Raw genomic sequence first — 11,815 nt, forward strand, 5'->3', positions numbered from 1 at the left:
TGGGGCTGCGACCGAGATGGCAGCATGCGAGTAAGCACCGTCAAATACGAAGCCTTCGGAACCGGCGCGCCGCATGCCGGCTCGCGCCTTGCGACATCCCTCACCCTTGCCGCGATGAGCCTTGGTTATGGCGTGGTGCAGCTTGACGTCACCATCGTCAACACCGCGCTCGATGCAATGGGCAGGACGCTCGGAGGCGGCGTCGCCGAGCTGCAATGGGTGGTCAGCGCCTACACCATTGCGTTTGCCGCGTTCATCCTGACGGCCGGCGCGCTCGGCGACCGCATCGGCGCCAAGCGCGTCTTCATGGCGGGATTCGCCATCTTCACTGCGGCCTCGCTCGCCTGCGCGTTGTCGCCCAATGCGACCGTGCTGATTGGGGCGCGGCTGGTCCAGGGCCTGGCGGCGGCGATCCTGGTGCCGAACTCTCTTGCCCTGCTCAATCATGCCTATCCGGACGACCGCGAGCGCGGCCGCGCCGTTGCAATCTGGGCGGCCGGTGCGAGCCTCGCGCTCACTGCCGGCCCCTTCGTCGGCGGCGCGCTGATCACGCTGGTCGGCTGGCGTGCGATCTTCCTGGTCAATCTGCCGGTCGGGCTTGTTGGCCTGTGGCTGAGCTGGCGTTACGCCAGCGAAACCACGCGGGCGCGCTCGCGCGAGATCGATCTGCCGGGCCAGCTCGCGGCGATTGTTGCGCTGGGGGCGCTCGCCGGCGCGATCATCGAAGGTGGCGCGCTTGGCTGGGAACATCCAGCTGTGATCGCAGCCTTCGTCGCAGCCGCAATTCTCGCCGCGCTCTTCGTCTGGCGCGAGAGCCGTGCGGCACAGCCGATGTTGCCGCTGTCGCTGTTCAGCCACCGGCTGTTCGCGCTGACCTCGCTCGTCGGCCTGCTCGTCAACATCGCGATCTACGGCCTGATCTTCGTGCTCAGCCTGTATTTCCAGAGGATCAACGGGCTGTCGGCATGGTGGACCGGTCTCGCCTTCGTGCCGATGATGGGCGTGGTGCTGCCGGTCAATCTGCTGGCGCCGCGCCTCGCCGAGCGTATCGGCCCGTGCCCGACCATCGTCGTCGGCGCCTGCGTCTCGGCGCTCGGTTGCGTCGGCCTGCTCTGGATCGAAGCCGGCACGAGCTATTGGGCGATCTTTGCCCAGATGATCGCGATCAGCAGCGGACTTGGGCTGCTGGTGCCGCCGCTGACCTCGACCTTGTTGGGCAGCGTCGAGAAGGCACGCTCCGGTATCGCTGCGGGCGTGCTGAACGCGACGCGACAAACCGGGAGCGTGCTCGGCGTCGCGCTGTTCGGCTCGCTGGTGGCCTCGGAGGGCGCGTTCATGACGGGCCTGCACCTGTCGCTGGTCGTGTCGGCGGCCGTGCTGCTGCTCGCCGCCGCCGTGATCGGCCTCGGCGCGCCGGCGCGCGGATGAACAATCCGAGCGAATGCACACAGCTTCCGTTCACCATCCCCGAAACGGGCGTGTAGCCGGTTACCGACTGTCCATCTCTGTCGGTTCAAGTGCGGTTCGATAGGGGCCCGCAATGTATCAAGTTCTCTACTGTCTCACCGAGGAGCACGACTGGCGGCTCGTCGCGCTTGGCGGCGCGGTGTGCCTGCTCGCAAGCGCGGCGGCGATCAGCCTGTTTCACCGGGCGCGCGCGACACACGGCTCCGGGCGCCTGGTCTGGATCGCCCTGGATGCCGCCGTCAGCGGATGCGGCATCTGGGCGACGCATTTCATTGCGATGCTCGCCTACGGGCCGGGCGGCGCCGGCGCCTACAACATCCCGGTGACGATCCTTTCGCTGATCTTCGCGATCTCCTTAACCTTCGTGGGGCTGAGTCTGGCGGCATCCTCCGCGCGCGCGCCGTGGATCGTGCTCGGCGGCGCCATCGTCGGCACCGCGGTCGCGACGATGCATTATACCGGCATGGCGGCGCTGGAGATGCCGGCACGCGTCGACTGGATCGGGAGCACGGTTGCCGCCTCGGTGCTGTTCGGAATTGTCTTTGCGGCGCTCGCGCTGTTTGTCGCTGCGCGGCGCGACGACCTGTTCCATGCGCTAACCGCGAGCACCCTGCTGACGGTCGCCATCGTCGCACATCATTTCACCGCAATGGGCGCCGTCGTTCTGACGCCGGATCCGACGCTCGCGACCAGCGGGTTATCGATCCCGGCGGCCTCGTTGTCCTTCTTCACAGCGGGTGCCGCGGTCGCGATCATCGCGATTGCGCTCGTGGCCGCGCTGCTCGACCGCCGCGCCAAGGGCGAATTGGGCCGCCAGCGGATCGTGCTGGACACGGCGCTCGAGAACATGTCGCAGGGACTGTGCATGTTCGATGCGGACGGCAAGATCATCCTGTTCAACGAGCGTTATGCCGCGATGCTCGGCCGCACCGACATCCTGCTCACCGGCCGGCTGCTGGTCGACGTGCTGCGAGAGGAGCAGGCCAAGGGTCAGTGGCAGGGCGATGCCGGCGAATTCTTCGCCCGCCTCGTCGCCGACGCGCGCGAGAGCCGCACCACGACGGACGTCGTGACCAGGTTCGGCCGCTCCATCCGGGTCGTGAACCAGCCGATGCAGGGCGGCGGATGGGTCGCGACCTTCGAGGACATCACCGAATGGCTGGAGGCCCAGGCCAAGATCTCGCACATGGCCCGCCATGACGCGCTGACCAGCCTGCCGAACCGTGTGCTGTTCCACGAGCAGCTCGTGCAGGGACTGCGCCGGACCAGATCGGGCGACCAGCTCGCGGTGCTTTGTCTCGATCTCGATCACTTCAAGGACATCAACGACTCCCTCGGCCATCCCATCGGCGACGCGCTGCTCAAGGAGGTCGGGCGCAGGCTGAAGGCCACCGTCGGCGAGAGCGACACGGTGGCGCGGCTCGGGGGCGACGAGTTCGCCGTGGTCCAGATCGGACGTTCGGAGGAAACCGCGGCAAGATCCCTTGCCGGCCGCCTGGTCGAGGTGATCTCGGCGCCCTACGAGATCGACGACCATCAGATCATCATCGGCGTCTCGATCGGCATCTCGCTGTCGCCGCAGGACGGCAGCAATCCCGACGAGCTGTTGAAGAACGCCGACCTCGCGCTGTATCGCGCCAAGGCTGACGGCCGCGGCACCTATCGGTTCTTCGAGACCGGCATGGATGCGCGCGCGCAGGCGCGGCGTCTGCTGGAGATGGACCTGCGCGCCGCCCTGCAACGCGACGAGTTCGAGGCTTACTATCAGCCGATCCGCGACGTCGTCAGCGGTCGCGTCGTCGCGTTCGAGGCGCTGCTGCGCTGGAACCATCCGGAGCGCGGCCTGATCGCGCCGATGAACTTCATTCCGCTGGCCGAAGAGACCGGACTGATCATCCAGCTCGGCGAGTTCGTGCTGCGCTCCGCCTGCACCGACGCGGCCACCTGGCCCGACGATGTCGACGTCGCCGTCAACCTGTCGCCGGTGCAGTTCAAGAATCCGAACCTGATCGCATCCGTGACCGAGGCGCTGGTCGCGTCCGGACTCGACGCGCGCCGTCTCGAGCTCGAGATCACCGAATCCGTGCTGCTCCAGAACAGCGAGGCGACGCTGGCCACGCTGCACGACCTCCGCGCCATGGGCGTACGCATCTCGCTCGACGATTTCGGCACCGGCTATTCATCGCTGAGTTATCTGCGCAGCTTCCCCTTCGACAAGATCAAGATCGACCGCTCCTTCGTGTCGGAACTCGCGACGCGTGAGGATTCCATGGCGATCATCCGCGCCGTGACCGGGCTGGGCCGGAGCCTCGGCATCGTCACCACGGCTGAGGGGGTGGAGAACGACGCGCAGCTCGAGCTGCTCCGGCGCGAAGGCTGCACCCAGGCGCAGGGCTATCTGTTCAGCAAGCCGCGGCCCGCTGCCGATGTCGCGATCATGCTGGACCGACCGCCGTTGCGCGCGACCGCCTGAGGTTAGCCGCGGCGCAGTGCGAAATGCGCGCCGCAGAACGCCATCACGGCACCGAGGCCTAGCGCGGCAATTCCGGCCAGCACGCCCGAGACCGTCGGGACCGGGCTCGGCGCCGACGCTACCTGGCCCGCGCCCGCAAGCAGCAGCACGCCGACCGCGATCAGGAATTGCCGCATCCGTTGCGGGATCTGGCCCGAGACGGCGCTCTGCATCAATGTCGCCGTGAAATAGCCGCCGGAGAAGCCGACGGAGGCGATCAGCCACCAGGCGATCGCCGCGCCCGCCGGTATGAACTCGTGGGTGTCCGAGTGCCAGAGGCCGCCGAGGTCGAGCCCGTAGCGCGCGCCCAGCATGTGCACGGCGAGCGCGAGCAGCACGCCGGAGATCACGGCGGCGCCGAGAATCAGGCGGCGCGGAAAAAAAATCGTCTCAGCCATGTCCCGCTTGTAGGATGGGGCAGGGCGCTCACGCAAGCGGATCGCAGATGGGATCGCCCGGATTGGATCGATTGTGAAGATGCAGGATTCGGGAGCTGAGGCGGCTGCGGGCGCGAGCTACGCCTACAAGGCGTCGCTGATCGGCTCGGCGCATCGCTTCGAACTGACGGAGGAGGGGCTGTCCTGGCACATCGGCGGCCGTTCGGCCCTGTGGCGTTATGACGAGATCAGTGCAATCCGGCTGTCGTTCCGCCCGGTGTCGATGCAGCAGCACCGCTTTCGCGCCGATGTCAGCCACACCGGTGGCGGCCGTATCGCGATCCTCTCGACGAGCTGGGAAACCGCGGCCCTGATGGCGCCGCAGGACAATCGTTTTCGCGACTTCATCGTCGCGTTGCACGCGCGCATGGCGCAGGCCGGCAGCCACGCCGAGTTGACCGCGGGCCTCGGCCGCAGGACCTACGCGACAATGCTGGCTTTTCTTGCGGTGCTTGCAGTGGCGATGACGGGGCTCCTGATCCGCGCGCTCGCGATCGGCGAATTCGCCGGGGCGCTGTTCATCATCGGCTTTGCCGCGCTGTTCGCCTGGCAGATCGGCGGGTTCGTCCGGCGTAACCAGCCGCGGAGCTACAGCTTCGATCGCGTGCCGAGCGCCTTGCTGCCCTAAATGGCCTTGCTGCCTTGGGTGCAACGGGCCGCAACCAAACGTGACTTCGCGCCGTTGCCCCGGTGTCGCATCGTGCTGCCATGTCAACCATGGACCGCGGCATGCGTAAGCCTTCGGCGGATGAGATCTCCGAGATCAACCGCGCACATCTGATCGATACGCCGCTGCAGCCGGCGGACCTCCTGTTAATGTTCGGCACCCGAGAGGACGTCACGCTGCGGGCCGATACGGCGACGCGACTATGGCGCCAGGGCTATTTCCGCTGGTCGATTGTCAGCGGCGGCGTGACGGCGGGCTCGGAGCAATCCGAGTGCATGATCATCAAGGCGGCGATGGTCGCGGCGGGCATTCCGGCTGACCGAATTCTCGAGGAACATCGTGCCCAAAACACCGGCGAGAACGTGATCCTCTCGCTGCCGATCATTGACGCGGCGCTCGGGCTGCACAATGTCCGCGGCGTGATCTGCCTCGGCAACACCTGGACCGCGCGGCGCTATCCGATGACGCTGCACCGGCACTGGCCGGAGGTCGAGAAAATGCTGCTCACTGTCGACAGCTTTGCGACGCCGCGCGCGCTCTGGCACACCGATCCCGAATTTTGCCGCCGCATGCTGCACGAATGGGACAAGATCGAGCCTTACAAGGCGAAGGGCTTCATCGCGGAATGGCCGGAGGCCTGAGCGGGGGAACGGCATCAGATTCTTGTTTGACGCGTTTTCTTCACGCGGACCGGTCTCCACTTCGCTCGAAACGCTTTAGCTACTCCGTCGAGTCGAAATCCTCCTCCTTGGTGCCGAGCAGCGACGCGATCGTGCGCAGGCCGGAATCGAGCTGCTCGAACGAGGGCGGGGCGAGCGCGAGCCGCACCGCGTTCGGTGCGTGGCCATGGGCGATCGCGAAGGTCGAGGACGGTGTCAGCGCGATGCCGCGCCGGGCTGCTGCGGCGACGAAGGTCTGCGAGCGCCAGTGTGCCGGCAGCGTGAGCCAGAGGTGATAGGAGCGTGGATCGGCGGCGAGCTGGTAGCCGGCGAGCAGCCTTGCCGCAGCCTGCTGGCGGCGCGCGGCGTCGACGCGTTTCAGCCGCGTCAGCTCGGCGACGGTACCGTCTGCCATCAGCCGCTGCCCAGACGCCAGCGCATGGCCGGACGCGATCCAGCCGCCGGTGCGGACCGCGCTCATCACGCTCTCACGCAATCGTGGCGGCGCGACCAGGATGCCGAGCGCGAGGCCCGGCGCGACCTTCTTGGACAGGCTGTCAATCACGATGCAGCGGTCGGGTCCGAGCGCGGCCAGCGGCGTGTCGTCGGCCAGGAAGCCGTAGACGGCGTCCTCGATGATGGTGAGATCGAGTTTCTCGGCGACGCGCATGATGTCCGCGCGCCGTGTCGCGTTCATGGTGACGCCGAGCGGGTTCTGGATGATGGGCTGGAGATACAGCGCCGACAGATGCGCCTCGCGATGCGCCTTCTGGATGGCGTCGGGGCGCGCGCCAAATTCGTCGATCGGTATCGGGACCAGCGTCACGCCGAGCCGCGCGGCGATGCTCTTGACGTAAGGATAGGTCAGCGCCTCGACGCCGCAGCGGCCGCCGGTGGGAACGAGGGCTGCGAGCGCGGCCGCGAGCGACTGCTTGCCGTTGGCGGTGAAGACGATCTGCTCGGCCTGCGGCGCGAAATCCTTGCGCGCGAGATAGGCGGCGGCTGCATTGCGCACGCTCTTGGTGCCGGTGCTGGTGGAGACGCGCAGTGCGGATTCGAGCGCGTCGACGCGTTCGAGGCCCGCAAGGCTCTTGGCGATCATCGCCCATTGCTGCGGCAGCAGCGGATAATTGACCTCGAAATCGATCCGCGCGTCGCGCGGCTCGCTCAGCGCCTCGACCTCGCGCCTGATGGCACCGGAGATGAAGGTGCCGCGGCCGACTTCGCCGACGACGAGGCCGCGGCGGAGCAACTCCGTATAAACCCGGCTCGCGGTCGAGACCGCGATGCCACGGTCATAGGCAAAATTGCGCTGCGGCGGCAGCCGATCGCCCGGTCTTAACGTGCCGTTAGAGATATCGAGAGCAATGGCATCGGCAAGCTTCACGTATTCGAACTTGGACATTATTGCACCGAGAGCAATGTTTCACTTGCTCCGAGTAGTGTAGTGGAGCATTTAAGTTCCATCAAGCTTCACGATTGAGCCGAGGAGAGCGAGAGCAATCCGAGGCAAATGAGGTGCAGGCGCTCGGGCGCGTGCGCCAACGGCATCCGCTTCGCCGCGTGGACAACAGGCCGGAGAAGGACAATGACCACGATCTCGCAGACCGCCGGGCGGAGTTTACGCTCATCCTCGTCGGACGGATTTTTCCGCAAGCTGGCCAACGGCGCCTATGCGCTGTTCGACCGCCTGGAGCAACGCTCCGCCGTCAAGACGCTGAACGACCTCGATGACCGCGCCTTGCGCGACATCGGCATCACGCGCAGCCAGATCGAGGACGCGGTCTACGGTCAGGCCAAAGCAGAGCTGACGCGGTATCTGTAAGCGCTTTCGCTCGTGTCCAGGACGCGCTGCAACGCCTCTTCGCGTTGCTGCGCAGAGCCGGGACTGGAGCTTCGGGCGCACCTGTTTCAACATCGTCATTGCGAGCGCAGCGACGCAATCCAGAATCCGTCCGCGGAAAGACTCTGGATTGCTTCGCTGCGCTCGCAATGACGGCGTTTGGGGGTAGCACTGTCGCTCCTTTAGCTCGCGCCTTCATCGCAGACACACCTTCGCCCTCTCGCGGCTTGTTTCGCCCGAGCTTTGCTTCATCGCCTTGCCCTCAGTTGAAAGAGGGCGCAGGGAAGACCGGGCGCCGGCTGGCACCCGCGGTCCACTGTGCGAAGTTGCAGTAGGAAATTTGCACAGCGGCATACAGGTGAAGCCAAAACGTCCGGCCTTCCCTGCGCAGCGGTTTTACGGCTTATGCCGTGCTCTCCCCGGGGAGCGATGCACTATTGCCCCCGTCGCCTTGCGGATGGCTGATGCTGCGAACCCGGTCGGGCCGCCACATCACCGCAAGACTTGACGCACAGACCCCGGGCGTCAGGACGACACGGTTTTGCCGTACGCTGATCACACCGGTCGTGTGCGCGACGCTTTCGCTCACGGTTGCCCGCCCTGCGAAGCCATTCGCGCGGGTGTGGCCCGCGTCCGCCGCTGTCCGGCCCGCGTTCGTGACGATCGCGATACGCCCCTCTTCCTTGGGCCGGGTTGCCGCGACACATACGTGATTTCCGAATTTCGGTAAAGTGGAATATTTTCGGCGGCGGGCGTTGACCGACCGTTTGGGTGTTTTGTCCGACGGGCAACGCAAGGGCTTGTAGCCCGGATGAGCGAAGCGACATCCGGAAATCGTGACACGAGCTGCCCCGGGTATCGCTTCGCTCATCCGGGCTACAGCCTGGCTGCTTGCAATGCTGAGTTTTGCCGCAACCCTCAGTGCCTCACCACCAGCACCGAGCATTTTGCGTAGCGCACGACATGCCCGGCATTGGAGCCGAGGAAATAGGTGCGCATCGCCGGCCGGTGCGAGGTCATCACGATCAGCTCGGCCTTCATGTGCACCGCTTCCTCCAGGATCTCGTGATAGATGCCGCCCTGGCGCACCACGCTGGAGATGCGGGAAGGCTCGATGCCGGACTCGCGTGCGACGATGGCGAGGGCTTCTTCCGAGGTCTGGCGCTGCTGTTCGTCGAAATCGGCCGGCACGTATTCGGCCAGCATCACCGGCGTCATCGGCAGCACGTTGAGCAGGCGCACCACGCCGCTCCAGGTCTGTGACAGCGTTGCCGCGGTCGCGATCGCCGGCTTGGCCAGATCGGTGTCGGCGAGGTCGATGGGCACGAGGATGGACTTGAACATCTGCGCCTCCAAATCTTCCAGTCAGGACGTCTTGCCGGCACGTCGCGCGATCAACCCGATCGAAGCAGCCTTAACTTCGAAGCAACCTCGGACTGACGAACAGCACCAGCTTGCCGCGGCGGTAAGCCACGTCGCCCCAATCCTTGACGTCAAAGTCGAAGATCGCAAGCCCCGACGTGGGCAGGTTGTCGGCTAGCGCCTTGGCGGCGGCGGGATCGCCGCCGCCCGTCAGCATCAGGGCGATCTCGTGCATGCCCGGATTGTGGCCGACCACCAGCAACTGCTTCGGGTCGGCCGGGACGGTTGCAGTGCGAATGGATTCCAGGATCTGGGCGGGATCGGCGGCGTAGAGTTCCGGCAGGACCTCCACCTGCGGCGCGGCGACGCGGTCCTTCATGGTCTCCCAGGCGATGTCCCAGGTCTGCCGGGCCCGGACCGCATGCGACACCAGCACGGCCTCGGGAAAGGGGGGATGGGAGGCCATCCAGTCGCCGATCTCGGCGGCATCCTTGTGGCCGCGGTCGTCGAGCCGGCGGTCCTGGTCACGGCCGCTCGGCGCGTCGGTCTCGGTCTTGGCGTGACGCAGCAGCAGCAAACGGCGCATGGCATTCTCGAATCGTTACACGACCAGGATAATCTACAGGCGCTGGTCGAGGACAAGGTGACAAGCGGCCGCTCAGTCCTTTAAGAAACGACATGAGCGAGACTTTCACAAGCGTGTCCCAGGAAGAAGCCGGCTTTCGCGACCGGGCGCGGCTGTCGTTCGACCTCGATGTGGACATTTGCGTCATCGGGGCCGGGCTTGCCGGACTGTCCATCGCGCTCGAGGCGGCCCGGCTGGGGGCCAGCGTCGCGGTGCTCGAGGGCCGCCACATCGGCTGGAACGCTTCCGGCAATCAACTCGGCACCGTGATGCCGGGCTTCGCGCTGCCGCTCGCCGAGCTGATCGAGCGGATCGGATTCGAGGACGCGCGGGAATTGTGGACGCTGTCGAAAGCGGGCGCCGAGTTCGTCCGGGCCAACGCCACGGAAGAGAACATGCCGGGGATCGGCCCGACCGCCGGCGTGCTCGAGGTCTCCAACGTCGATGCCGGCGACCGGCTGATCAGCCGCTTGCAGATGCTGAACGAGGATTTCGACACCGAGGCCGAGGGCTGGCAGGTCGATCGCGTCCGCGAGGTGCTCAAGACCGATCACTACTTCCATGGCGTGTATTATCCGAAGGCGTTCCAGGTCGACGGGCGCAAATATGTGCACGGCCTCGCGGCGCTGGCGCGGCGGGCGGGGGCGCGCATCTTCGAGGATACGCCGGTCGTCAGCATCGATCATTCCGGCATCCGCAAGCGCATCGTCACGCCCTCGGCGCGGCTGCGCGCCACCCATATCGTGCTCGCCGGCAACATCCATCTCGGTGCGCCGTTGCGGCGCCTGTCGGAGACGCTGCTGCCGGTCTGGCGCTATGCCGGCATCACCGCGCCGCTCGGCGAGCGCGTGCACGAGATCATCGCCTTCAAGGGATCGGTGATGGATTCCGACGGCGTCGATCATTTCCGGATCGTCGATGGCGACCGCCTGATGTGGGAGAGCCCGGAGACCACCTGGGCGGCGCGACCACAACGCTTTGCGGGCGCCGTCAGGCGGCGGATCTGGTCCATCTTCCCCCAACTCGGCAATGTCGAAATCACCGAGACCTTCGGCGGCGCCACCGGCCAGACCGTGCATGGCATGCCGCAGATCGGCCAGTTGCGCAAAGGCCTGTGGGTGGCCAGCGGGTTCGGCCGCCAGGGCATGAACACCTCGGCCATGGCCGGGCAGATGATCGCGCGCAGCATCCTGTGGGGCGACGAGCGCTGGAAGCTGTTCTCGCCGTTCGAGCTGGTCTGGGCGGGGGGAACGACGGGGCGGGTTGCCGGCCAACTGGTCGGAATCTGGGGTAGGGCGAGTTCCGCTGCCGCAGGCTCGCTTGCCCGCTATCGTGAACGTGCCAGGGTCAAGGACAGAGAACGCGAGACACGCCTCGCCGAAGCCAACCGGGCCGCCGGCACCGGTCCGCGCCGGCCTCCGTCAGGCGTCAGGCCGCGGCTTACCCAGCCGCCCAAAACTGCGGCAGAAGCCATTGAACCAGCCTCGGAACCAGCCTCGGAACCAGCCCCGGAACCGGTCTCGCGCGACGACAGCGTCCCGCAAGAGACCCGAGAAAAATCCCGCCCGGAAGTGTAACGTCTGCCGTGAGAGCCCGTATCTCAGGGCGTAGACGCTCCCGCATGGAGAATGAGATGTTTGACCGCCGCATCCTGTTGACGACCGTCGCCGGCCTGTTCGGCCTTGCGGCCTTCCGCTGGCTCAGAGCATCGCCCGCGGAGGCTGGAGAGAAAGCCGCGCAAAAATTCGAGATCGAGAAGACGGACGCCGAATGGCGTGCCCAGCTCACCCCGCAGCAATATGAGATCCTGCGCAAGGAGGGCACCGAGCGGCCGGGCTCCAGCCCGCTGCTCAAGGAGCACCGCAAGGGCATCTTCGCCTGCGCCGGCTGCGACCTGCCGCTGTTCGCCTCCGACACCAAATTCGAGAGCGGCACGGGCTGGCCGAGCTTCTACCAGCCGATCGAGGGCAATGTCGGCAAGACCGAGGATCGCACCTTTGGCATGCTCCGGACCGAGGTGCATTGCCGGCGCTGCGGCGGCCATCTCGGCCACGTCTTCGACGACGGTCCCAAGCCGACGGGACTGCGCTACTGCATCGACGGTTTCGGGCTGGTCTTCCATCCCGCGGCGGCGTCCGCAACCTAGGTTTCGTCCGGCAATTGTTGCCGGTCCCGGCAATTGTGCCCCGGTCGTCAGACCGGGGCTTTTTCATTAAGTCATTGATTTCGTGAAAGTACCCGCA

General features: G+C 66.3%; 11 protein-coding genes. 7 read left to right on the top strand and 4 right to left on the bottom strand.

Annotated elements, in window-relative coordinates; all coding sequences use genetic code 11:
* Positions 1-24: 24 nt before the first annotated feature.
* Both IVB41_RS28135 and IVB41_RS28140 read left to right on the top strand, forming a co-directional pair.
* Entirely contained in the window at positions 25-1,428 is a 1,404-nt protein-coding gene (locus tag IVB41_RS28135) for an MFS transporter (protein WP_247437324.1), read from the top strand.
* A 112-nt stretch (positions 1,429-1,540) separates the two neighbouring features.
* Positions 1,541-3,940 carry an EAL domain-containing protein gene (locus IVB41_RS28140; protein WP_027566870.1) on the top strand — a complete coding sequence of 800 codons (2,400 nt, stop codon included), beginning with the start codon at positions 1,541-1,543 and terminating at the stop codon, positions 3,938-3,940.
* A gap of 2 nt (positions 3,941-3,942) precedes the next feature.
* On the opposite strand, the gene IVB41_RS28145 is transcribed toward IVB41_RS28140, so the two are convergent.
* On the bottom strand, positions 3,943-4,377 hold the full coding sequence (locus IVB41_RS28145) for a hypothetical protein (RefSeq protein ID WP_027566871.1): 435 nt from the start codon (positions 4,375-4,377) through the stop codon (positions 3,943-3,945).
* 79 nt (positions 4,378-4,456) lie between these two features.
* Between IVB41_RS28145 and IVB41_RS28150 the strand changes: the two genes are divergently transcribed.
* Positions 4,457-5,044 (top strand): hypothetical protein, encoded by a 588-nt coding sequence (locus tag IVB41_RS28150; protein ID WP_247437326.1) that lies wholly within the window; start codon positions 4,457-4,459, stop codon positions 5,042-5,044.
* Between the two features lie 101 nt (positions 5,045-5,145).
* Positions 5,146-5,724 carry a YdcF family protein gene (locus tag IVB41_RS28155; protein WP_247437328.1) on the top strand — a complete coding sequence of 193 codons (579 nt, stop codon included), beginning with the start codon at positions 5,146-5,148 and terminating at the stop codon, positions 5,722-5,724.
* Between the two features lie 79 nt (positions 5,725-5,803).
* Here IVB41_RS28155 and IVB41_RS28160 read toward each other — a convergent pair whose 3' ends face one another.
* Positions 5,804-7,147, bottom strand: a complete 1,344-nt coding sequence (locus tag IVB41_RS28160) for a PLP-dependent aminotransferase family protein (RefSeq protein WP_027566874.1) — start codon at positions 7,145-7,147, stop codon at positions 5,804-5,806.
* A 183-nt stretch (positions 7,148-7,330) separates the two neighbouring features.
* On the opposite strand from IVB41_RS28160, the gene IVB41_RS28165 reads away from it, so the two are divergent.
* Positions 7,331-7,567, top strand: a complete 237-nt coding sequence (locus tag IVB41_RS28165; RefSeq protein ID WP_027566875.1) for a DUF1127 domain-containing protein — start codon at positions 7,331-7,333, stop codon at positions 7,565-7,567.
* A gap of 936 nt (positions 7,568-8,503) precedes the next feature.
* On the opposite strand, the gene IVB41_RS28170 is transcribed toward IVB41_RS28165, so the two are convergent.
* Together IVB41_RS28170 and IVB41_RS28175 are read right to left on the bottom strand one after the other, a co-directional pair.
* Positions 8,504-8,929 carry a universal stress protein gene (locus IVB41_RS28170; RefSeq protein WP_007602088.1) on the bottom strand — a complete coding sequence of 142 codons (426 nt, stop codon included), beginning with the start codon at positions 8,927-8,929 and terminating at the stop codon, positions 8,504-8,506.
* A gap of 70 nt (positions 8,930-8,999) precedes the next feature.
* Complete coding sequence (locus IVB41_RS28175) at positions 9,000-9,533, bottom strand: histidine phosphatase family protein (RefSeq protein WP_247437330.1); 534 nt, start codon at positions 9,531-9,533, stop codon at positions 9,000-9,002.
* A 92-nt stretch (positions 9,534-9,625) separates the two neighbouring features.
* Here IVB41_RS28175 and IVB41_RS28180 point away from each other — a divergent pair, with 92 nt between their 5' ends.
* Both IVB41_RS28180 and msrB read left to right on the top strand, forming a co-directional pair.
* Entirely contained in the window at positions 9,626-11,149 is a 1,524-nt protein-coding gene (locus IVB41_RS28180; protein WP_247437332.1) for an FAD-binding oxidoreductase, read from the top strand.
* Positions 11,150-11,205: 56 nt separating this feature from the next.
* The gene (msrB, locus tag IVB41_RS28185) at positions 11,206-11,718 is read left to right on the top strand and encodes a peptide-methionine (R)-S-oxide reductase MsrB (RefSeq protein WP_027566878.1); all 513 of its coding nucleotides are present in this window, start codon (positions 11,206-11,208) and stop codon (positions 11,716-11,718) included.
* The last annotated feature ends 97 nt before the right edge of the window (positions 11,719-11,815 follow it).

It is taken from the genome of Bradyrhizobium sp. 44 (assembly GCF_023073095.1).
Classification (GTDB): Bacteria; Pseudomonadota; Alphaproteobacteria; order Rhizobiales; family Xanthobacteraceae; genus Bradyrhizobium.

What these genes read in the sequence shown, in the direction of transcription:
- IVB41_RS28135 (WP_247437324.1), top strand. Translation starts at nt 25, where the DNA reads ATGCGAGTAAGCACCGTCAAATACGAAGCCTTCGGAACCGGCGCGCCG.
- IVB41_RS28140 (WP_027566870.1), top strand. Translation starts at nt 1,541, where the DNA reads ATGTATCAAGTTCTCTACTGTCTCACCGAGGAGCACGACTGGCGGCTC.
- IVB41_RS28145 (WP_027566871.1), bottom strand. Translation starts at nt 4,377, where the DNA reads ATGGCTGAGACGATTTTTTTTCCGCGCCGCCTGATTCTCGGCGCCGCC.
- IVB41_RS28150 (WP_247437326.1), top strand. Translation starts at nt 4,457, where the DNA reads ATGCAGGATTCGGGAGCTGAGGCGGCTGCGGGCGCGAGCTACGCCTAC.
- IVB41_RS28155 (WP_247437328.1), top strand. Translation starts at nt 5,146, where the DNA reads ATGCGTAAGCCTTCGGCGGATGAGATCTCCGAGATCAACCGCGCACAT.
- IVB41_RS28160 (WP_027566874.1), bottom strand. Translation starts at nt 7,147, where the DNA reads ATGTCCAAGTTCGAATACGTGAAGCTTGCCGATGCCATTGCTCTCGAT.
- IVB41_RS28165 (WP_027566875.1), top strand. Translation starts at nt 7,331, where the DNA reads ATGACCACGATCTCGCAGACCGCCGGGCGGAGTTTACGCTCATCCTCG.
- IVB41_RS28170 (WP_007602088.1), bottom strand. Translation starts at nt 8,929, where the DNA reads ATGTTCAAGTCCATCCTCGTGCCCATCGACCTCGCCGACACCGATCTG.
- IVB41_RS28175 (WP_247437330.1), bottom strand. Translation starts at nt 9,533, where the DNA reads ATGCGCCGTTTGCTGCTGCTGCGTCACGCCAAGACCGAGACCGACGCG.
- IVB41_RS28180 (WP_247437332.1), top strand. Translation starts at nt 9,626, where the DNA reads ATGAGCGAGACTTTCACAAGCGTGTCCCAGGAAGAAGCCGGCTTTCGC.
- msrB (WP_027566878.1), top strand. Translation starts at nt 11,206, where the DNA reads ATGTTTGACCGCCGCATCCTGTTGACGACCGTCGCCGGCCTGTTCGGC.